Source organism: Cognatundibacterium squillarum (assembly GCF_014652435.1).
Lineage (GTDB): Bacteria > Pseudomonadota > Gammaproteobacteria > Burkholderiales > Burkholderiaceae_D > Undibacterium > Undibacterium squillarum.
Genome location: NZ_BMYU01000002.1, coordinates 603,746 through 624,762 on the forward strand (window position 1 = coordinate 603,746; position 21,017 = coordinate 624,762).

General features: G+C 54.7%; 18 protein-coding genes. 10 read left to right on the forward strand and 8 right to left on the reverse strand.

All coding sequences use genetic code 11. The features are described from left to right. The first annotated feature begins 70 nt into the window (after positions 1-70). Positions 71-1,189, forward strand: coding sequence for an acyltransferase family protein (locus IE092_RS06910; RefSeq protein WP_189356291.1), 1,119 nt, complete (start codon positions 71-73; stop codon positions 1,187-1,189). Here IE092_RS06910 and IE092_RS06915 read toward each other — a convergent pair. The 3 genes from IE092_RS06915 to IE092_RS18780 form a co-directional block, all read right to left on the reverse strand. Beyond that, positions 1,154-1,495, reverse strand: a complete 342-nt coding sequence (locus IE092_RS06915; protein ID WP_189356292.1) for a hypothetical protein — start codon at positions 1,493-1,495, stop codon at positions 1,154-1,156. The two genes, IE092_RS06910 and IE092_RS06915, sit on opposite strands and share 36 nt — an antisense overlap. Then, positions 1,476-2,111, reverse strand: a complete 636-nt coding sequence (locus IE092_RS06920; RefSeq protein ID WP_189356293.1) for a hypothetical protein — start codon at positions 2,109-2,111, stop codon at positions 1,476-1,478. Before IE092_RS06920 ends, IE092_RS06915 begins: the two co-directional genes overlap by 20 nt. A gap of 357 nt (positions 2,112-2,468) precedes the next feature. Continuing rightward, positions 2,469-2,825, reverse strand: coding sequence for a transposase (locus IE092_RS18780; RefSeq protein WP_308427118.1), 357 nt, complete (start codon positions 2,823-2,825; stop codon positions 2,469-2,471). A gap of 116 nt (positions 2,826-2,941) precedes the next feature. On the opposite strand from IE092_RS18780, the gene IE092_RS06930 reads away from it, so the two are divergent. The 7 genes from IE092_RS06930 to IE092_RS06960 all read left to right on the forward strand — a co-directional run bounded on the left by IE092_RS06930 (position 2,942) and on the right by IE092_RS06960 (position 11,651). Then, positions 2,942-3,280 carry a hypothetical protein gene (locus IE092_RS06930; protein ID WP_189356359.1) on the forward strand — a complete coding sequence of 113 codons (339 nt, stop codon included), beginning with the start codon at positions 2,942-2,944 and terminating at the stop codon, positions 3,278-3,280. A 92-nt stretch (positions 3,281-3,372) separates the two neighbouring features. Then, complete coding sequence (locus tag IE092_RS06935) at positions 3,373-4,704, forward strand: SWIM zinc finger family protein (protein WP_189356294.1); 1,332 nt, start codon at positions 3,373-3,375, stop codon at positions 4,702-4,704. After that, positions 4,701-6,221 carry a DUF5691 domain-containing protein gene (locus tag IE092_RS06940; RefSeq protein WP_189356295.1) on the forward strand — a complete coding sequence of 507 codons (1,521 nt, stop codon included), beginning with the start codon at positions 4,701-4,703 and terminating at the stop codon, positions 6,219-6,221. The genes IE092_RS06935 and IE092_RS06940 overlap by 4 nt, the downstream gene beginning before the upstream one ends. Positions 6,222-6,229: 8 nt before the next feature. Further along, the gene (locus IE092_RS06945) at positions 6,230-7,309 is read left to right on the forward strand and encodes an ATP-binding protein (RefSeq protein ID WP_229793085.1); all 1,080 of its coding nucleotides are present in this window, start codon (positions 6,230-6,232) and stop codon (positions 7,307-7,309) included. 10 nt (positions 7,310-7,319) lie between these two features. Then, the gene (locus tag IE092_RS06950; protein WP_189356297.1) at positions 7,320-9,635 is read left to right on the forward strand and encodes a DUF5682 family protein; all 2,316 of its coding nucleotides are present in this window, start codon (positions 7,320-7,322) and stop codon (positions 9,633-9,635) included. Then, a complete protein-coding gene (locus IE092_RS06955; protein ID WP_189356298.1) occupies positions 9,632-10,801 on the forward strand; it encodes a vWA domain-containing protein in 1,170 nt (389 codons plus the stop codon). The genes IE092_RS06950 and IE092_RS06955 overlap by 4 nt, the downstream gene beginning before the upstream one ends. 226 nt (positions 10,802-11,027) lie before the next feature. Next, a complete protein-coding gene (locus tag IE092_RS06960; RefSeq protein ID WP_189356299.1) occupies positions 11,028-11,651 on the forward strand; it encodes a hypothetical protein in 624 nt (207 codons plus the stop codon). 9 nt (positions 11,652-11,660) lie between these two features. On the opposite strand, the gene IE092_RS06965 is transcribed toward IE092_RS06960, so the two are convergent. From IE092_RS06965 to IE092_RS06985, 5 genes are all read right to left on the reverse strand, one after another. Beyond that, positions 11,661-12,038: a hypothetical protein gene (locus IE092_RS06965; RefSeq protein WP_189356300.1), complete on the reverse strand. Its 378-nt coding sequence runs from the start codon at positions 12,036-12,038 to the stop codon at positions 11,661-11,663. A gap of 349 nt (positions 12,039-12,387) precedes the next feature. Beyond that, positions 12,388-13,170 (reverse strand): DUF695 domain-containing protein, encoded by a 783-nt coding sequence (locus IE092_RS06970; RefSeq protein ID WP_189356301.1) that lies wholly within the window; start codon positions 13,168-13,170, stop codon positions 12,388-12,390. Positions 13,171-13,301: 131 nt separating this feature from the next. Beyond that, the gene (locus tag IE092_RS06975; protein WP_189356302.1) at positions 13,302-14,930 is read right to left on the reverse strand and encodes a methyl-accepting chemotaxis protein; all 1,629 of its coding nucleotides are present in this window, start codon (positions 14,928-14,930) and stop codon (positions 13,302-13,304) included. Positions 14,931-15,365: 435 nt separating this feature from the next. Next, on the reverse strand, positions 15,366-15,893 hold the full coding sequence (locus IE092_RS06980) for a hypothetical protein (protein ID WP_189356303.1): 528 nt from the start codon (positions 15,891-15,893) through the stop codon (positions 15,366-15,368). A 109-nt stretch (positions 15,894-16,002) separates the two neighbouring features. Further along, on the reverse strand, positions 16,003-16,533 hold the full coding sequence (locus tag IE092_RS06985; protein WP_189356304.1) for a hypothetical protein: 531 nt from the start codon (positions 16,531-16,533) through the stop codon (positions 16,003-16,005). A 309-nt stretch (positions 16,534-16,842) separates the two neighbouring features. Here IE092_RS06985 and IE092_RS06990 point away from each other — a divergent pair, with 309 nt between their 5' ends. Together IE092_RS06990 and IE092_RS06995 are read left to right on the forward strand one after the other, a co-directional pair. After that, positions 16,843-18,699 (forward strand): IucA/IucC family protein, encoded by a 1,857-nt coding sequence (locus IE092_RS06990; protein WP_229793070.1) that lies wholly within the window; start codon positions 16,843-16,845, stop codon positions 18,697-18,699. Positions 18,700-18,818: 119 nt separating this feature from the next. Next, entirely contained in the window at positions 18,819-20,975 is a 2,157-nt protein-coding gene (locus tag IE092_RS06995; RefSeq protein ID WP_229793071.1) for a TonB-dependent receptor, read from the forward strand. Positions 20,976-21,017: the final 42 nt, after the last annotated feature.

Genomic DNA, 21,017 nt, shown 5'->3' on the forward strand with positions numbered 1-21,017 from the left:
GACGTCCCGGCGGGATGATGTTTCTTCCGCCATTCCCCCACAGTAACCGCACCTTACACAGGAGACTGCCTTGTCCCGGACAGCACCAATCCGCAGCGATTTCATCGACCGCATCCGCGTGATGCTGACCATGCTGGTGATCCTGCATCACACTTCGATCATGTATGGCGGCGATGGTGGCTGGTATCTGCGTTTTCCGCATGAAGACAAGCTGAGCAAGGTATTGCTGACGATGATGTGTGCCGTCGATCAGTCTTTTTTCATGGGCATGTTTTTCCTGCTGGCAGGCTATTTCACACCCGCGTCGCTGCTACGTAAAGGCATGGGCGGATTTGTACGGGACCGCTTAGTGCGGCTCGGTATCCCGCTGCTGTTTTTCAGTTTCATCCTCGGGCCATTCACCATCGCACTGGCAGATACCCGCGGCGGCAGCGGAATCTGGCAGCGCTGGGCGCAACTGACACAGGAGGGCGAAATCAATCCAGGGCCTTTGTGGTTTGCCGGTGCTTTACTGATTTTTTCAGCGGTGTATTTGCTGATCCATCCGCTGATTACCGGTATCGGCAAAACCTGGAGCGAACGCAGTTTGTCGCACCGCAATCTGCTGGCGATGATGGCGGTCTGGGGATGCGGGGCGTTTTTGCTGCGCTTGTGGGTACCGACCGGACAGGAAATAGCCTATCTGCAAATTGGTTTTTTCTCGTCGTATATTCTGCTGTTTTTTGGCGGTGCTGCCGCTGCCGAACAGCGCCTGCTGGAAAAAATCACACCGGCACTGGCAAAGCCATGGCTGGTCGTCAGCATACTGACGATCCCGACACTGATGGTGTATGCCATTCTCAGTGGCGCTTTGCGCGGCGAGAAATTTGATGTCCATGGTGGCTGGACGCTACCTGCTTTGTTTTACGCGTACTGGGAAGCCTTCGTCGGCACCGGCATCATGCTGATGCTGCTGTGGCGCACCCGCATCGCCACTGCGCCGTCCGCATTGTGGCAGGTAATAGCACCGCAATGCTTCGGTGCGTTTATCGTTCATCCGCCGGTCGTGGTGGCGGTCGGGTTGTGCGTACAGCCATTGCAACTGTATCCGCTGGCAATGTTTGCGCTGGCTAGCAGTGCCAGCGTTGCTATCAGTTTCAGTATAGCTGCAAGCTTACGTCGCCTGCCTTTGCTGCGGCATATCCTCTGAGGCTGTGGTGGTTGCCGGTGGCAGATACAGCTGATCAGCAAAGGCTTTCAGTGCGTGATCCGGTAAAAAGCCGTCGGCAATCGTCAGTATTGAATACAGATTTTTCTTCAGTTCCTGCGTATCCAGCGCCTGCTTTCGTAACGCTGTCTGCAACAAATGCAGCGCCATATCTGCCAACAGCAGGCGCTGCTTTTCCATCCATTCTGCATCGCCGCGTACTGCGGGATGCCGGCGGTATTCCTGTTCTGTCCACGCATGCGCCTGTGCGCTCATGGCGAGTACCTGATCACGGCTGAGGGTATTCATTATTGTTCGCTATTGTTTCTGTACGATATTCAAAATTATTTGAACTTGATGAGCCCCATAAGCTGAAGCTAAATTCATGTGTAGTTTCATATATATATATTTCTTCAAACTGATGACTTTGCTGGCTTTTCTCGATGCATCTGCGTAAATATTCCCACTCTTCAGAAGTACAAAGCATGTCTAAACAGCAGCAAACAATTAATGTTGTATGGTCAGGATAGCGTTTGCTCGCTTTATCTTTTATCCGCGCCAACAGAATTTCAGAAAATCTCTCGATATACACATAATTCGTGTGAACTATGGGCTCTGATTTTATAGATCCGTCTTTTTGTCGCTTAAGTCCATCTGCACTGAATGCAAATCCTTGTTTATTCAATAACTCCCGACTCAGATAGTCTTTCGGATGAACCGCACTTGTGATTTCTAGAAAAGCCTGTTGATGGTAGTAACCTTGGTCAATATATGCGCCCGATTGAATGATCTCCGCATCATGGTTTTGATTGCCTGATTTCCAACAGACCGAAATATATCGACCAGTACGGTATTTAGCTTGAATATACTTACAAATAGGTAGTAATTCCTCGATTAACTTCTTTTCTACGATCGAATTACGCATTCGTATCCTTGAAACTCCGTCTACATCGGACGCTATCTTTTCAAAAAGATCATATGCGAATGCACAAAATTTCAAACCATCTATGAATTGGTTATCGATTGGAGACAAAGCGTTCATTATTTTTTCTCAGCAGGAAGTTTGAAACGTCGAAGAAAAAATTTTATCTCTAAAAAAACAAAACTTTCAAAAAATTAAAACTTTATCTATGGTGTACCCTCATTTCACTTTAATTCAGATGAAAGTGCTGGCAATAAATAGCATAGCCTTGAAATTCCGCGCCAGTTTCTTAAAGAGGGTCGTAGTGCTACGGAAATCTCTCAGTCTGGCAAACAGCGTCTCCACCAAATGCCGTTCCTTTTATAAATGCGCACCAAATTCCGATTTCGCTTTGCGACTGTTGGATTTTCTCGAAATGAGCGGAATCGCTCCTTTCGGTCCGATGTGTTCACGAATTACCTGCGCATCATAGCCCTCGTCTGCAATGGTATGTTGCGCTGCTTTTAGCATGCCGATCAGCTTCCGTGCAGCTTTGGCATATTGGACTTCACCTCCAGCGATTTCAAAATCCACCGGATTTTCATGCGCGTCGGCTGCCACGTGAATCTTGGTAGTGACTCCTCCCTTCGCGATCTGCCAATGACACGCTCCTCTCCAGTCCGAGCTCCAGCCGCATACTGGTGAGCTCTGACGTAACTTCCGTCGGCGAATAGCTATTCCGTATCAATGTTGACTCGTAATTCAAAAAATATCCGTCCACAATCCCGTGCATGCCCACCGGTAAAAGCGCTTATACGCCGTCTTCCACGGACAGAATCCTTCGAGGACATCCCTTGCCACGCATGATTGTCTTCAATTACTGCCAGATATCGTCATTTAATATGCGCCGAAACATTCCGATTTCCTTTCATTCAGGAAAGAAGAATCCTGCAAATCGGAAAAAAGTCTACTCGTTAGCAGGCGCAATGAAATTAGGACACGCCCTTATAAAAGTACCACCTCTGAGGCACTTAAATATCAAATTTTGTCATTATGCTGTTTTCCACATCTGCCATTTCCTGATGACCAGACTTTCTGCCGACGACAGCGGGGTTGCTGTGCTGAACTGCGCATTTGAGGCAAAAACCGGCCGCTCAGGGCATCTTCCGGACAGGCTTTCAAAGGCTGCTTAATCGGCCACGACCGTTCAACCGGACCTTCAAGCGTTTTGCATAAATTAAGTTCTATAATTGCGATTTTAGTTTCTGAGATTTGAAACACCAACATGCAACTGACGGAACAACAGGTGCTGGCGTTAGCACCGGACAGCAGTTCTGCTGCGAATGGTAAGAAACTGATGTCGGCCAGTAAGTGGGTCAGCTCAGGTAAGAATGCACAGGCTTTATGGGGTGAATGTCAGGGCAGCGGCAGTAAGCCGTATCAGACACAGATTGATCTGAGCGACTTTGCCAGCAAATGCTCTTGCCCCAGCCGCAAATTTCCGTGTAAGCATGCACTGGGCTTGCTGTTGTTTGCTGCGGCAGATGGGCAGAAAATTGCTGAAGCAGCGCCGCCGGACTGGGTCAGTGCCTGGCTGGATAAGCGCACGGCAACTGCCATCAAAAAAGAAGAAAAAGCTGCAGAGAAAGCCAGCGAGCCAGTCGATGAAACAGCGCGTCAGAAGCGTCTGGAAAAGCGTGAGCAGCGCGTCAGCGACGGACTTGCCGCATTCAGACTGTGGGTGGAAGACATTTTGCGTCAGGGCATGGCGCGTTTACCGGCAGATGGCCCGGCGGTTTGGGAACAGCAGGCGGCGCGTCTGGTGGATGCACAGGCAGCCGCGCTGGCAGCACGTGTTCGCCGCATTTCCGATCTGGTGGGTGCAGGTCCGGACTGGCCGCAGCAAGTGCTGAGCGAACTGGGCAGTATTGCGCTGGCAATGCACGCGTGGGAACGCATCGCAGAGTTACCGGAAGATGTGCAATCCAGCCTGCGCCAGTATGTCGGCTTTACGGTGTCTGAGGAGGAAGTTCTGCAATCCGGTCAGCGTTTGCATGATCAATGGATGCTGGTGGCGCAAACACTGGTGCAGGAAGGACATTTACGGGTACAGCGTAACTGGCTGCAAGGCAAACAAAGCGGTAAGTTCGCGTTGCTGCTGCAATTTGCCGCGCCTTCACAGCCCCTGCCTGCCAACTATATTCCCGGTATGACATTTTCTGCGGAGCTGGTGTGCTGGCCCGGCGCTGCCAGCCAGCGCGCCGCCGTTTGCGGCACACCGCTTGCTTTGCCCGCTGAGTCCGCTTTTTATGCCAGTGAAACCATTCCGCAGATGCTGACACGGATGAGTACGGTGCTCGCGCGCAATCCGTGGACAGACAGAGTTCCGGTCGTTATGCAGTCCCTAACACCCGTCAGCGATGACAGCGGCAACTGGTTTGCTGTCGATCAGGAAGGGCAAGCCCTGCCGCTGCAAGGGCGTCAGCACTGGATCTGGATGGCTTTGTCCGGCGGTGCGCCACTGGATGTTGCCGGTGAATGGGATGGCAAACAATTTCTGCCGCTGGCATGTATGGTCAACGGTGCTTACACCCTGTTAACTGAGGTGCATGCATGATTCCCCTGATTCAAACTGCCCTGACCGGCACCGCCAATCATCCCGCAGCGCAAACCGGTATTGATGCCATTGATACGCTGGTTCACGCTGCATCTGCTGAACAGCAATTACTGCTGAAAGCGGGAGCGCTGCATGCGTATCAGCGCGCCGGCTGGTTGCCACTGCAGGCAAATCTGCCACCGCAGGCCGCGCCGGAAACACGCGGCGAACCACCAGCGCAGTTGCACGGCGTATTTTCCCGTCTGACCGAAACCCTGTTCGACAGTCTGCGCCCGTGGGCATTGCAGCGCATTGCTGAACACGGCTGGCGGCTGCCGCATGCCATGCTGCCAGCGATTCTGGCCCGCGCAGATGTTGCTGTGTGGTCCGGCGTACTGGGTGAACGTGCCGAATGGCTGCGGCAACAGCATCCGGACTGGCGCGCACAATCACTGCATCAGCAGGCATGGCAGGATGCGGACACCCGCCTGCGAATCTGGCAGGAAGAGAGTTTTGCCATGCGCTGCAAGGCTTTGCGCGCGCAGGCAGAAGCCGATGCCGCAGTGGCCCGCCAGTGGCTGCAGGCGGACTTATCGAAAGAAAAAGCAGAGCAGCGCCTGAGTCTGCTTGACCTCTGGCTGCCGTATGCAGGCAGTGCGGAAGATATTGCGTGGACGGAAAGCCTGCTCAGCGACCGCAGCCAGCCTGTGCGCCAGCGCCTTGCGAGCTGGCTGGCACAACGTCCTGAAAGTAGTCTGGCGCAGCGGATAAAACAACGTGCTGACAGCGTTCTGCAATTCGACAGCAAGGGTCAGCTGCATATCACCCTGCCGGAAGAATTACCGCGTGACTGGGAAAAAGACGGCTGGAATCCGACACCGCCCGCCGGCACCGGAAAGAAAGCGTGGTGGCTGCGTCAGCTGATCGCGCTGATAGCTCCGCAGCAGTGGCTGAGCGCCGGCCCCGACCATGATGACAGCTGGGAATTGCTGACCACGCACAGCTGGTCGGAAGCGCTGATTGCCGGTGTCTGCGATGCCGTGCTGCGCTTCGGTGATGTCGCGTGGGCCAGCGCCAGCCTCAGCCGCTTGGCAGTCAGCCACATACAATCCAACTGCATTGCGCTGTTCAATCTGCTCCCGTCAGCGTCACAGACTGCCGTGCTGCTGACGCTGTTGCAGCAGGAAAATATCGACGCTGCAGTCCGTTATCTGCAGATCCTGCCGGCCCGCCCCGCGCCGGAAACAGTGCAGGCGCTGACAGAAACGCTGAACCGCATGCTGACGCCGGCATTTCTGCAGCAGCTGCAAAACCAGCAATTACGTGCGCAGGATATGCATGCGCTGCTGAACATGCTGGAGCGGCTGATTCCGGATTGCCCGGATCAGGTCATCGCTGACATCGTGCAGTTAATCCAGCGCCTGAATATTTTCAGCGACAGTGAAAACTGGTACTACCGCAGCCAGACGGAGCGCACAGAGCGCCTGCTGACACAGGCTGCGTTTAAACAATATCTGATAAAGGAGATTTTCCTGTGAATGCTTCCCTGAACGCCGTTTTACGCCAGCATGCCGAAGAGCAATACGCTGAAGAATTACATGAACTGGCAAAACATGATCACAAGCCGCGTCCGGCTAACTGGAAACTCTCGCCGTGGGCAGTGAAACAGTATCTGCTCGGTACCACGCTGGAAAACGGTTTTGAAATCACACCGAAATACATTGGTCAGGCACGTCTGATAGAAATTGCTGTCGCCACACTGGCAACTGATCGTGCGCTGTTGCTGTACGGTGTGCCGGGCACTGCAAAAAGCTGGGTGTCGGAACATCTGGCAGCGGCGATTGCCGGTGACTCCACACTGTTGATTCAGGGTACAGCCGGTACCGATGAAAGCGCACTGCGCTACGGCTGGAACTATGCCCGTCTGCTGTCGGAAGGCCCGAGTCAGGCTGCACTGGTCGCCAGCCCTATGCTGGTGGCGATGCGCGAAGGCAAGATTGCAAGGCTGGAAGAAATGACCCGCGTACCGAGCGAAGTGCAGGATACGCTGATTACGCTGCTGTCGGAAAAAACCCTGCCGGTACCGGAGCTGGGCATGGAAGTGCAGGCGCAGCGCGGCTTTAATGTGATTGCAACCGCAAATAACCGCGACAAAGGTGTGAATGAAATGTCGTCCGCCCTGATGCGCCGTTTCAATACCGTGATTCTGCCGACGCCGGACAGCTTCGATGAAGAAGTGGCGATTGTCAGCCGCCGCGTCAATGAACTCGGCCGTGCGCTGGAATTGCCAACCGAAAAACCGGCGCTGGAAGAGGTGCGCCGCGTCGTGGCGATTTTCCGTGAGCTGCGCAACGGCATCACCGAAGATGGCAAAACCAAACTGAAATCTCCTTCCGGCACCTTATCCACCGCCGAAGCGATTTCCGTGATTGGCCACGGCATGGCGGTTGCGGGTTATTACGGTGACGGCGTTGTGCATGCTGCCGACATCGCCGCCAGCCTGACCGGTGCCATTATCAAAGATCCGGTACAGGACAAGCTGGTCTGGATGGAATACCTGAAAACCATCGCCAAAGAACGCGATGACTGGAAAGACCTGTACCGCGCCTGCATGGAAGTTGCCTGAGGACAGACGGATGAGTCTCCATTTTTTTGGAATACGCCATCACGGCCCCGGTTGCGCACGTGCGCTGCAACGCGCACTGCAAACCCTGCAGCCGGATATCGTATTACTGGAAGGTCCGCCGGAAGCGGAAGATATTTTGCCGCTGGCAACAGATGAAGCCATGGTGCCGCCGGTAGCAATGCTGGTCTATCCGGCGGAAGCGCCGCAGCACGGCGTGTTTTATCCGTTCGCCGGTTTTTCGCCGGAATGGATTGCGATACGTTACGCGCTGCAGCAGCAAATACCGCTGCGGCTGATGGATTTGCCGCTGACGCACCGCTTTGCCGTCTGTCTGGAAGCCGATCAGCAGGCCAGTGCGTCTGCAGACACCGACAGCCTGAGTACCGAACAGAGCACAGAAACGGATTCGAATGCGGATGCGGATGCGGAAACACAGACCGCAACCGGTGAAAACCCGGCACCGGAAGCAGACTGGATCAGCGCACTCAGAATGGACCCGCTGGCCGAATTGTCGCGCGCTGCCGGTTATGAAGATCAGGAAAGCTGGTGGGAAAGAGAAATTGAACAGCGCAGCGACAGCAATGATTTATTTCTCGCGATTCAGGAAGCGATGACAGCATTGCGCGAGCATGCACCGCAGGAATCGCTGCGCGATCAGCAACGCGAGGCCGCGATGCGTCAGAAAATCCGCGAAGCAGAAAAGGCCGGCTATCAGCGTATTGCCGTGGTTTGCGGTGCATGGCATGTACCCGCACTGGCAGGAAAACACAGTGTGAAGCAGGATCAGGCCTTACTGAAAGGTTTAGGCAAGGCAAAGACTTGCGCCACATGGGTACCGTGGAGCAGCGACCGGCTGGCATATGAAAGCGGTTACGGCGCCGGGATCAGTTCTCCCGGCTGGTACGCGCATTTGTGGCAAAGCCCGGATCAGGCCGGATTACGCTGGGTCACTGAAGCGGCAAGGCTGATGCGCGATGCAGGGCTGGACGCATCGTCTGCCAGCGTAATTGAAACCGTGCGGCTGGCAGAAGCCACCGCAGCCATGCGGGATTTACCGATGGCGGGTTTGCGCGAACTGCGCGAAGCGATGCTGGCAGTGCTGTGTCATGGCGAAGCAGCGCCGCTGCAACTGATCCGCGAACAACTGGAAATCGGTCATCACTTAGGCAGCGTGCCGCCGTCAGCTGCGGCAGCGCCCTTGCAGCGTGATCTGGAAATGCAGCAAAAGAGTCTGCGCCTGAAACCGGAAACGGTCAGCAAACTGATCGAACTGGATTTGCGCGAACCGAATGGCCGCGCACGCAGCCGCTTGCTGCATCAGCTGACGGTGCTGGGCATCCACTGGGGCAAGCGTCAGTCCAACAGTAATCGTCAGGGAACATTCCGCGAAAGCTGGTTGCTGGAATGGCGGCCGGAAATGGCGATACGCCTGATCGAAACCAGTCGCTACGGCAACCGTATTGCGGAAGCGGCCGCGGCCTGCCTGAGCGAAACCGCACGCCAGGCTGACTTACCGGCGCTGACCGGTTTGCTGGATGTGGCGGTGCTGGCGGAATTGCCGAAAGCCAGCGCGGAATTACTGCTGTTACTGCAGAATCAGGCTGCACTGGCGAATGACATTACCCATCTGATGCAAGCCTTGCCGCCGCTGGTCAGCGTTGCGCGTTACGGCGATGTGCGTGGCACCAGCCAGGTGCAGGTGCTACCGATTATCCATTCGCTGACCGAACGCATCATGCTAGGTCTGCCGCTGGCCTGCACCGGCATCGATGAAGCATCTGCGGAGCACATGGTGTCCTGTATCGAAGGCGTGCAAAAAGCCATGGATACGCTGGCGGAACAGGCGCTGGCCGACAGCTGGTTTACCTGCCTGCAAAAACTCTATCTGCAGGACAGCATTGCGCCGGGCGTACAGGGTTATGCGCTGCGCCTTTGCTATGACAAACAGCGCATTGATGATGAGGCACTGATGCTGCAAACCCATCGTATGCTGTCTTCCGGTTCACCGGCCGCGATGGCGACGACCTGGCTCAGTGGCCTGTTATCCGGCAGCGGTTTGCTGCTGTTACATCAGGATGCTTTATGGCAAATCATCGACCAGTGGCTGAGCGCCCTGCCGGATGAGATTTTCATGGAACGTCTGGCCTTGTTACGGCGCGCATTTTCCGGCTTCACGCCGTCGGAACGGCGGCAAATGGGCGATAAAGTTCGCCACCTCGGCAGCGACGGCAAACGCCGCACGCCGGCGGAAATCCGCGTTGATACGGAAAGAGCCAGCGCTGTTCTGCCTTTCCTGCAGCACTTGTTGAAAGAAAGCACTGTATGAGCCAAGCTCTCACCGATACCGCAACCGACCGCCTGCAACGCTGGCGTCTGATCCTCGGCAATCCGGCGGAGGATACCTGCGGCGCGGGGCCTTTGCCACCGCAGCTGGAACGCGCCGATGCCGCATTGTCTGCGCTGTATGATCAGGAACGCAGCGGCAATCTCGGCCCGTCCTGCCCGAACGTCGCACGCTGGCTTGGCGATATCCGCGAATTCTTTCCGTCATCGGTGGTGCAGGTGATGCAAAAGGATGCACTCGACCGCCTGCAACTGCACAAAATGCTGCTGGAGCCGGAATTACTGGAATCGGTCGAAGCGGATGTGAATCTGGTTGCCAGCCTGATGTCGCTGTCGCGTGTGTTACCGGCACGCACCCGCGAAACGGCGCGTCAGGTTGTGCGCAAAGTGGTGACCGAACTGGAAAAGCGTTTGCGCGAACCGATGCGGCAAGCCGTCAGCGGCAGCCTGAACCGGGCAGAACGCAACTATCGCCCGCGTCTGAATGAAATCGACTGGCACAAAACGATACAGGCTAATCTCAGCCGCTATTTACCGGAAAAGAAAACAGTCATTGCCGAGAAGCTGGTCGGCCACGGCCGCAAGCAATCCGCGCTGCGCGATATTGTGCTGTGCGTGGATCAGAGCGGATCAATGGCGGCTTCGCTGGTATACGCCGGTGTGTTTGCCGCCGCACTGGCTTCGCTGCGTGCGGTGAAAACACGCATGGTGGTGTTTGATACCGCGGTCGCCGATTTATCAGAAACAGCGGCTGATCCGGTCGATTTACTGTTCGGCGTGCAGCTCGGCGGCGGCACCGATATCAACCTGGCGCTCGGTTACTGCCAGCAAGTGATTACGCGTCCGGAACAAACCATCATGGTGCTGATCACCGATTTGTATGAAGGCGGCAATCAGGAAAGTATGCTCCAGCGGGCGGCGCAACTGAAAGCCTCCGGTGTCAATCTGATCTGCCTTCTGGCGCTGGCGGATAACGGCACGCCCGGCTACGATCCGCGCAATGCAGCACGTTTCGCCGCGATGGATATTCCGACCTTCGCCTGCACACCGGACCAGTTCCCCGCACTGATGGCGGCAGCCATACAGAAACAGGATGTCGGATTATGGGCGTCACGACAGGGACTGATCACCCAACGGGCAGCAGGCTGAGCCGTGAAACCCGGGTCAGACTATGCAGCGATCCGCATACGCTGTTTTCTGAAGTCCGGCGTTTCCGCCGGCTAGCGGCCGGTTGCTGTGCGAAAATCTGCATTCAGCCCCGAAACGGTGGCTTACAGCAGCTACGGCCGCCTGTCTGCCACTTATTCTGTAGAAATTATCGGCGCATCGTCATTTGCCCGGTGCAAACTGCCATTCACTTAACGGGAACCCTGTGATGCTGCCTGAACTGCTTCCGCCACCTGCACAACTACGCCGCATCACGCAATCACTGGCGATGCTGGATGCAATCCTGAGTCCGGAATGGGAATACCGCTATTACAGCTTTGATGCTCACTGGGGGCCGGGTGAGGAAATGGCTTCCATGCGCAATGGCGAAGGTGACGACTGGTTTTTGCTGCTGGACAGTGCCGGTGCCACACTGAAAGGCTACGCACATGAAAGCGCCGATGACGGCCGGCTGGCAGCGCGCATACAGCAACAGGTACCGGCTGCTTTTTCTGCCTTCCTTCAAGAGCCTGCATTTTCGATGGAAGCGGCGAGCTTTTGTTACTGGCGACGCCACAGCGATACGCAATGGCATCAAGTGAGCAGCACACAGGCGCAGGACGGTGCCGACACCCTGCTGCACTTACTGAACGGCGACCCGCAAGCGTATCAGCGCTGGGCGGAGAGTTATTACGAAGTTGCGGTTTCCGCAGAAATCACCACCGCCATTTTCCGTCATCAGCCGTTGACCGAAGCCATGATACGCTCACTGAATCCGGATGCCGATCCGGCGCTGGTATTTGCAGAAGCGACTGACATCGGCTATCCGGTCAGCGCCGCTGCATCTGCATAAAAAACCTTTTCAGGTGGCGTTACAAACCTGAGGCAAGGTCGAAAAATACTGGGTTTCGCCAAGCACATCCTCCGTCATCACACGGAGGCAGTGCGGCGGCACAGGCTGAGTCGTGACAAACTCAAATTCATTTTCCGCATCGCCGGGAAAATCCGCGCTCACATCCACCGCCAGCACCGCCAGTGCTTCTTCTTCATCAAAGTAATCACACAACCAGTTCATACTGGCATCGTCAACTGCTTCGGCACTGGTGAACAGATACACCGCCGGTTCCGGTTCACCGAGTATCTGACTGCGCTCCCCTAAACGTGGCTGTAATCCTTCGCGCAGGATGGCCGGAAGATTTTCTACGGGGGTGATATGAAAATAGCGGACGATTGCAGACATGCGGACTCTCCTTTCAGGATCATTACTCAGCGGAATTTTCTGTCAGCGCGGCATACCACCGGCTGACATCATGCGATCCACACTATATTTCAATTAGCATTCAGCTACTTCCGGAACGCCGACCAATGGAAAAACACGAATCGGTTTATTCATTTTCCGTCACATCTCCGGCGGGCATGACCATGATGCAGAACTCCGCATCTGCCATTTCCGGAAAGCCGGACTTTCTGCCGACGACAGCGGGGTTGCTGTGCTGAACACCGCATTTGAGGCAAAAAAAGGCCGCTGAGGGCAACTCAGCGGCCTTTTTTGTTAGCTGACGCAATGCAACCCGCGAACAGGCGGGCGGTCAGTGGGTCTGCTCCGGTGCAACGACTTCGGTTTCCCAGCCATCGTAATGGCCGTTGTAATCCCTTGCCGCAAAGAACAATGGCAGCGTGATGCTGTCAATCGTCCGGTAGTGCGGCAGGCCGGTCTGGCTGAATTGCAGCCCGAACCGGTATTCATCGGTATCCGCTTCGAATTCCTGTTCGATCTCAAATGCGTTTTGCAGAATCTGATCAATGTAGGCCGCACGGGCTTCTGCGGTGGCAAAGTAGACCCAGTGATACAGCGGACGTTCCTGCGTCAGCGGATCGCCATGCTGTTCCAGTTGCTGGCATACGCGGCGGTTCTGCATACGCTGCAAGTCATCTTCACCCGGATACAGAAATTCAAAATAGGTTTGCCATTCCGGATCATCCTGCGTACCGGTTTCAAAGCGGTAATCCGGAAAGCCTTTCAGTGCGGCAGCAACGCGGTTTTGCCATGCGTAACCGCTGCCGGTGTAGAAATAAAAATCGCGGCGTCCCGCGCTGGTATTGCGTCCGACAAACATCAGCGGGCCGGCATCCGGTGTGGTGGCATTGCCCACACCCAGACCGCGCATCAGCGCATCTTCCAGCTGCTCCAGCACCGGATATTCTTCCGCGCTGGAAAAGCCGTCTTCGCGCGGCGCACGCATTTCCAGACTGACCCATGCCATCACGGCACATTCCTCCAGTGGCGCAGTCTGCGCCAGCGCGAGGTTCAGATTGATGGACGCCGGTGCATCATCGACACGGCAAAAATAAAAATCCCATTGCTCCTGCATAAAGCCTCCCGTCAGAATTCAGCGCGCACGATAGCACAGCTCTGACGGACTGGCAGCGCCATTTATCGTGCTGTAAGGGGGTTTTGCCCGTTCAGAACGCCATGCAAGGATGGCGCAGAACGGGCGAAGCATCAGTTACGCGGCAGTGCGCGGGTGGCAGCACGCGGACCGGTGTTGCCGGTTTTCTGCGCAGCACGGTGTACGGCTTGCGGTGCAGCGCTGACTTGCAGATGAGAGACGCGGAACATATTGACGGTATGCACCAGACTGTCCGCCTGATCGTGCAGCGCTTCGGCGGCTGCCGATGCCTGTTCCACCAGTGCGGCATTCTGTTGCGTCATGTTATCCATATCAATCACGGCCTGATTGACTTGCTGAATACCTTCCGCCTGCTCCTGACTGGCGGAACTGATTTCAGCCACGATGTCGGTCACACGTTGTACTGCCTGCACCACTTCGTGCATGGTTTTACCGGCTTTCTCCACCAGCTCGCCGCCTTTTTCAACGTTTGCCACCGACGCATCGATCAGGGCTTTGATTTCTTTGGCTGCACCGGCAGATCGTTGTGCCAGACTGCGCACTTCACTGGCAACGACAGCAAAACCGCGTCCCTGCTCACCGGCGCGGGCGGCTTCCACCGCTGCATTCAGCGCCAGAATATTGGTCTGGAACGCAATGCCGTCGATCACGCTGATGATGTCCACGATCTTGCCGGAAGAATCGCTGATTTCCGCCATCGTACTAACCACTTCATTCACCACCGTACCGCCTTCGCTGGCGATACCGGAAGCGGTTTTCGCCAGCTGGCTGGCCTGACGTGCATTGTCGGCATTCTGACGCACGGTCGCGGTCAGCTCTTCCACGGTGGAGGATGTTTCCTCCAGCGCACCGGCCTGTTGTTCAGTACGTTGCGATAAATCCAGATTGCCGCTGGCAATTTCGCCGGAAGCCGTTGTGATCGACTCCGCACCCGCCCTGACCTGCTCCACCAGCTGCGCCAGCTTTTTGCGCATGTCTTCGATTTCATGCAGCAGGCTTTCCTGATCGCCGTTTTGCAGCGGCACTTCGGTACTCAGATCACCCTGTGCAATATTTCTGACCACAGCCGCCGCATAATCCGGCTCACCACCGATCTGACGCAGCAGTGTGTTCGCCAGCCGCCACGCAACCAGACCAATCACCAGCGCCGCAGCGCCACCAATCAGCAAGAATGTGATCAGCTTTTGCATGAACTCATCTTCGATATCATCGGTATACGTACCAAAGCCCATCAGCCATTGCCACGGCGCAAATATCGTCACCGCGTATGCTTTGCTGACTTTGCCTTCCACACCCGGGCGAGTACCGGGCTTATAGGCAACTGCAATACCGTCTTCAGGCATACCTTTCAGCGCAGCGCGATACACATCACCGGATGATTTGGCATCTTTATCTGCTTTGCCGATCCTGTCCTGCTTAATATGTACCAGCAAAACATCGCTGGTGTTATCGCGCACAAAGAAGTATTTGTCCCCTTTCTGAAAAGAAGACAGTGCCAGCTTCGCCTGCGCCTGCGCCGCTTCGCGACTCAGCTTGCCGGATTGCTCCAGCGCATAGGCTTTTTCTGTTGCGGCACGCGCCAGCTGCACCAGTTCCGTAATCTGATCTTCGCGCTCATGTACCATGATCTTTTTGATGGCATACAACGAAATACCGCCGGAAATCAGCAAACCGGCAATCGCCACCATGCATAGGGCAAATAATCTGTGCTTCAACTTCATACTTTCTCCAGGTAAATACAAACGCATTTTCATACCCAAAAAATACAGGTGGCATTCACTCAACCAACAAGTGCGATCCGCACTGAATCCTTATCAGTATTGCGTCAAATCTTTTTATTGCTGCAGCGGCAGCGATGGGGTGCAGCCGGAAAGACCAGCATAACAGTGCGCATACAAGCTGTGAATTGCTTATAAGAAATATTTATCAAAGTGTGCTGCGCGCTTGCGGCACATCATGATTAGTGCATATGTGTTGCCTGACCGCGGAAACCGCGTTGCTTTTTATCCGCATCACATCGCCTCTGCAGACAATAACAGCCGCTTCCTGTCAGAAAACCTACAGGCTGGCGGCGATTGTGCGTTTTTCGCAAAAATCACAAAGAAAAATGGCCAGCTGCCGCAGCATGCTGGCCATCCGGCGTCAAGCGAGCGTGATCAGATCGCGGGTATCCGCTCAGAAATTGCATCGACAAACTGCGCAAACGCTGCTTTATCGGGCAATTGGCTTTCCATCACATGGTCATAACCACCGGCATGCCAGATCGCCAGAAATGTCTTTTTGTTGGAAGTCAGGATTTCTATGCCATCAATACCGGCAAGCGGAATTTCTTTCTGACGCAGGCGAAGGCCAGCTGGAATACGCAGCACCGCATGATCCATTTCGAGCAGCGGACAAAAGAACAGATCCCGCAACAGCATCAGGCCACCCGTGACGGATATCGTCAGACTGCAGGCAAATACTCCCCACAAAACGCGGGTTGCTCCATGTACGCCGAGATGTATCGTCTGCGTCAGCAGCATGCCACGGGTGTTGTTCAGTGCTTCGAAAAAAACCGCGTACGCACCAGCACCGAATCCCGCACACAGCAGAAAGGTCAGCAACAACGCAGGCCGGTAAGGATACGAGATCACCGTACCCGGATACTGCAAGGTACGGCGCTTACGCTGCTCTTTCCTCCGCATGCTGAACTCTCCTGTCTGCCCTGCCGCACCGAATTACAAAGTTGCAGAGAACCGGTGCAGCAGAAATACTTATCTTTTTAAAATATTCTTTTAAGAAATTTCAAAAGTTTCACAAAGCCGGCGCGCGCTCATAAATCGCGCTGACAAAGTTCTCAAACGCAGCCTTGCCGGGAAAACGATCCTGGAACACGACGTCATAGCCGTTTGCATGCCAGATAGCGAGGAAGGTATTTTTGTTTTCCGTTCTGACTTCCATCGCTTCAATCCCTGCCAGCGGAATTTCGGTGATCGTGCTGCGCATCATTGAAGCTGGGAAACGCAGCACATCATGATTCAGTGTCAGTTTTTGCCCTAAAAACAGACTGCGGAACAGCATGGTGCCAAATATCAGCGCCATCACCACACAAAACGCGAACAAGCCCCATAAAAACCAGGTTGCGGATTCCACATCCAGATGAATTGCGCGCTGAATCACCAGACCACGGGTATTGGTCGATGCATCATGAAATTCCCAATAGGCTCCGCCAAGTGATGCGATAAAAAATACTGTTGTCAGCAGTAAGCCGGGTCTGTAACTGTATTCGATGACTTCGTTCTGGTTGTTCTGAGGCTGGTATTCATGTTGTGCTGCCTGCTGCATGCTGAATTCTCCTTATGTAAAAACGCGATTGTGATGCTTTTGACATATCTGTTACAAATCAAACGGAATGAACGGCAGGCATTCCCGTCGTATGTTGCTGAATCTCGCTTTACGGCGTCTATTCATGTCGCATAAACGCCGGAAGCAAGTCTGCAGATTCCGCTGCGCAACATTTGGGCGGGTGCTGCAGAAGCCATGTTTCCTGATACGGAGCAAGAAATCCGTGGATTTGTGAAAATGCGATTGATAATGATTCTCATTTGCGATAATATCGTCGTGACCTCTTGAAAAGACCTGACGATGAATGCAATGACTCCCCTTCGCCATTTCACTCAGCAAGATGCTGAAATGACACAAGTCTGGCGCGATGCCGCCGTGTGTCAGCACAGGAGCGTAGCCAGAACCTTACAAGCCTTGCTGCGTGAAGGTTTACTGGACCCGTCGCGTCTGATTTGCGATCACCAATTGAGCTGGTATCCGCTCGGCTTTGAACAGCACAAGCTGCGCATCGAAGGTTTGCAAAGCCATAGCGCAGGTGCCTGGAGCCTGTACGGTGCAGTCACGCTGTACCGCCATGATCAGCCGGTACGTGCGTTGCACAGTGGCAGCGACTTACTGAAAGCGGTTGCGCCAGCCTTAGCAGTGGCGATCAATCCGGCAGATCTGGAACGCCTCAGCAATGAGCTGGATAACAGCGTGCACAATGACTTGCAGTGTCTTACCTTCCGCCATCAATGGCGCCACGCACTGCGCGCCCGCTTCCGTTCGTATGGAGACACTTTCATCGCTGCCCTGCGCCATCAGCAGGAAGAACACAGTGCCTTGTTACTGGAGCAATGGGCTTCTAACACACATCCGGTTGATCCGGCTTTTGCAAGCACAGACGGCCTCAGCGATGAAGAACGCAGAGCGTATTCACCGGAATTTCATCCCGTGCTGCAGTTAACAGTCATTGCCGTGCGCAAATCCTATCTGTACGTGGCGGACGGTATGGGCGTGCAGGATTATCTGCAATGGTTTCGCCATCATTATCCAGATGCTGTTCTGCAATGGCGTCAGTCCTTACAAAAACGTGATATGCCGCTGAATGACTGGTATCCGCTGCCGGTGCATCCGTTTCAGTTGCAATATGTGCTGCCGGAAAAATTTGCAGCAGAAATCCTGCGCGGCGACATCGTATTGCTGGATGATGTCAGTATCGCGACTGCACCGACCATGTCCTTCCGCACCCTCTGCACGCTGAATGATGCGGACGCGCCGCATATCAAATTGCCGGTCAGCTTACGCCTGACCAGTCTGCAGCATACGGTTTCTCCGACCTCAGTCGTGATGGGGCCGCGTATCAGCCAGTTACTGCGTCAGATTCTGCAGCGTGAAGCCGGTTTTGCGCATACGCTGGAGATTGCGGCAGAAATCACCGGTGCCTGCTTTATCGATGCGGATGATGACAAGGCACGTCATTTGTCGGTGCTGTACCGCAGTAATCCGGGCATGCGCCTTGAAGACGGCCTGTTCGCGCTGCCGGTTGCCTGTCTGTATGCGGATTCTCCGTTCGACGGCGAACCGCTGATCTGTGAACTGATACGCCTGTCCTGCGGCGAGGGTGCGCAGGCAGTACTGGACTATTTCCGGCAATACAGCCGCGTAGTGCTGACAGCCTGCCTGTCTGCCTATCTGCTGTACGGCATTGCATTTGAAGCCCATCAGCAAAACAGTTATCTGCGGGTGGATGCGCAATACCGTCCGGTGCAGTTACAGGTCAGGGATTTCAGTGATCTGCAGGTGTATTTTCCTGTGCTCAGCTCTCAGGGTATGTCGCTGAAGCCGGCTCGCGAAGGGCATACCGTCTTCCGCGATATTCAGCCAGTCCGTGAAAATTTTCTGCATGCCACCATGCTTTGCCATCTGATGGAATTTGTACTGCTGCTGTCGCGTCATTACCAGCTGCCGGAATCTGCTTTCCGCGACGTTCTGCGCAGCGAAACCGAAGCGGTTTTTGCCCGACTGGAATCGCGCTGCGATCCGGCATTCTGGCAATCCGAGCGTCAGGCCATACTGCAAGCGCCGTGGCCGGTAAAACCACTGTTGCGCCCGGGTTTTGCAGGCACCGTGGACGATACGGCGGGCAGCATGCCGAATCCGCTGAACCCGGTACCGGCGGCATAAGTAATGTACCCGCTTTCGAATTTAACGTCCTGTAATGCGCCCTTCTGGCCGTGGCTGCCGTTCACACAAATCTGCGGCGAATGCAACATCCTCATTTTTTCTTAATTAGTTTTTTCAATATGTTTACACCTCCGCAGACCACCGTAGCTTTTTTTCATTTAAGACCTTCTGCTTCCGGCGCTTTCCGCCTGAGTCCGCTGGCTCTGATGCTGGCTGCATTCTTTATGCCTGCTGCCCATGCCGCAGATCAGGTACTGGAAGAAATCAACATCAAGACCACACGTGAACAAAAACGCGATTATGAAGTCAGCCAGACCCGCACCGCTACCAAAATTCCGGTTGCACTGCGCGATACGCCGCAAACCGTGAATATCGTGAATCTGCCGGTATTGCGTGAGCAAAATGCATCCTCGCTTCAGGATGCATTGCAGAATGTGGCGGGGCTGAGTTTTTCTGTCGGCGATGGTCAGCGCGATCAGGTGACGATACGCGGTTTCTCCGCGATTCTGGATCAGTTTGTCGATGGTGTGCGCGATGATGCGATGTACTTCCGTGATTTATCGAATACGGAACGGATAGAAGTACTCAAAGGTCCGGCATCGGTGCTGTACGGACGCGGCTCGTCCGGCGGTCTGGTGAACCGCGTAACAAAAAAACCGTTTGATACTTCGCTGACAGAGATCGGTCTGACCGCCGGTACTGCCGGACAACGCCGCGCAGAACTGGATCTGAATATTCCTTCTTCACAAAAAGGTACCGCATTCCGCTTAACCGGCGCACTGGAAGATTCTTCGAATTTCCGCAATCAGTATTTTCTGGAACGGAATGCGATTGCACCTTCGTTCAGTTACCAGATTTCTCCGGATACGAAAGTTCTGTTGCAGGCCGATTATCTGCACGATAAACGCTTAGCCGATCAGGGTGTTCCGGGCTTTCGCGGTCGTCCTGTCGATGTGCCGGTGGAAACTTACTTTGGTGCCGCCAACGGGAAAGAACGCGCCTTCATTCAGTCGGATGTGTACAGCGCCAGCGTAACACTTGATCATAAATTCAATGACAACTGGCAATGGCACAGCGTAGTGCGCAGCTATGATTTTGCGCTGAACCGCAACTACACCACCAATACCGTGAAAGACGGCGTCACACCAACGCTGACGATTGCCCACGCCAGCCGCCAGCGCAATGAAAACGGCACTTACTGGCAAAACGAACTCACGCAAAAACTGCAAACCGGCAGCGTGAAACATCTGATGCTGTACGGCGTGGAACTCGGCTATCAGAACAAAGGCGAATTTTTACGCAGCCGTGCCAATGCCGCAACCTATAACCTGTTCGCGCCGCAACTGGTCACGCTGCCAGCCTTGCCGGACAACACGCCGGTCAGCACGAATGTTCTGAACAAAGTGGATATCGCCGGTGTGTATCTGCAAGACCTGATGACGATCACGCCGGAATGGAAAGTCATGGCGGGTGTGCGTTACGATCAGCTGCGCCAGTCACGCGATGATCTGACTCCGAAAAATCAGGACTTACGCCGTACCGATAAAACCGTATCGCCGCGTATCGGTCTGATCTGGCAACCGCAAATCAGCACGTCGTTATATGCGACATGGAACCGTTCGTTCCAGCCGGTCAGTGATCTGTTCACGCTGCGTAATAATTCCGATCAGTTGAAACCATCAGAAACAGTTAACAAAGAAATCGGTGTGAAATACGACTGGAATGCGCAAGCCAGTATCACCGCATCGGTATTCGATATGTCGCAAACCAATATTCAGGTGGCAGATCCGGCCAATGCCAGCTTTTCGCTGCCGGTGGGCCGCCAGAGCACACGCGGCGTGGAACTCAGCTTCACCGGCTATCTGACACCGGAATGGCAGGTGCTGGCCGGTTATGCGTGGATGCGCGGGCGCATTGATCAGTCCACCGAACTGACGTCCGCCAAAACCCCGTTTCAGGGCAATACCGCTTCGCTGACACCAACCCACAGCATGAATCTGTGGCTGCGCCATCAGCTGACTCCGCAATGGTATGTGGCGGTGGGTGGCCGTGCAGAATCTGCGCGTTTTGCTTCCGCAGACAATCTGCTGACGCTGCCGGGCTATGGCGTGATGCAACTCGGTGCCGGTTACCAGTCAGAAAAACTGGATGTCAGCCTGACACTGGGCAATGTGCTGAACCGCAAATACTTCGTTGCCGCTCACAGTGGTGCGAATGATTACAACATGCCCGGCGCGCCGCGCAGCCTGACTGCCAGCCTGCGTTATCGCTTCTGAATGCAGCCACAGTGCGTGCCGTATTGATCGATTTTTTACTCT

Coding starts and splice junctions, on each gene's coding strand:
- IE092_RS06960 (WP_189356299.1), top strand. CDS start 11,028: ATGCTGCCTGAACTGCTTCCGCCACCTGCACAACTACGCCGCATCACG.
- IE092_RS06950 (WP_189356297.1), top strand. CDS start 7,320: ATGAGTCTCCATTTTTTTGGAATACGCCATCACGGCCCCGGTTGCGCA.
- IE092_RS06935 (WP_189356294.1), top strand. CDS start 3,373: ATGCAACTGACGGAACAACAGGTGCTGGCGTTAGCACCGGACAGCAGT.
- IE092_RS06985 (WP_189356304.1), bottom strand. CDS start 16,533: ATGCAGCAGGCAGCACAACATGAATACCAGCCTCAGAACAACCAGAAC.
- IE092_RS06980 (WP_189356303.1), bottom strand. CDS start 15,893: ATGCGGAGGAAAGAGCAGCGTAAGCGCCGTACCTTGCAGTATCCGGGT.
- IE092_RS06975 (WP_189356302.1), bottom strand. CDS start 14,930: ATGAAGTTGAAGCACAGATTATTTGCCCTATGCATGGTGGCGATTGCC.
- IE092_RS06995 (WP_229793071.1), top strand. CDS start 18,819: ATGTTTACACCTCCGCAGACCACCGTAGCTTTTTTTCATTTAAGACCT.
- IE092_RS06915 (WP_189356292.1), bottom strand. CDS start 1,495: ATGAATACCCTCAGCCGTGATCAGGTACTCGCCATGAGCGCACAGGCG.
- IE092_RS06990 (WP_229793070.1), top strand. CDS start 16,843: ATGACTCCCCTTCGCCATTTCACTCAGCAAGATGCTGAAATGACACAA.
- IE092_RS06965 (WP_189356300.1), bottom strand. CDS start 12,038: ATGTCTGCAATCGTCCGCTATTTTCATATCACCCCCGTAGAAAATCTT.
- IE092_RS06920 (WP_189356293.1), bottom strand. CDS start 2,111: ATGCGTAATTCGATCGTAGAAAAGAAGTTAATCGAGGAATTACTACCT.
- IE092_RS06970 (WP_189356301.1), bottom strand. CDS start 13,170: ATGCAGGAGCAATGGGATTTTTATTTTTGCCGTGTCGATGATGCACCG.
- IE092_RS06940 (WP_189356295.1), top strand. CDS start 4,701: ATGATTCCCCTGATTCAAACTGCCCTGACCGGCACCGCCAATCATCCC.
- IE092_RS06955 (WP_189356298.1), top strand. CDS start 9,632: ATGAGCCAAGCTCTCACCGATACCGCAACCGACCGCCTGCAACGCTGG.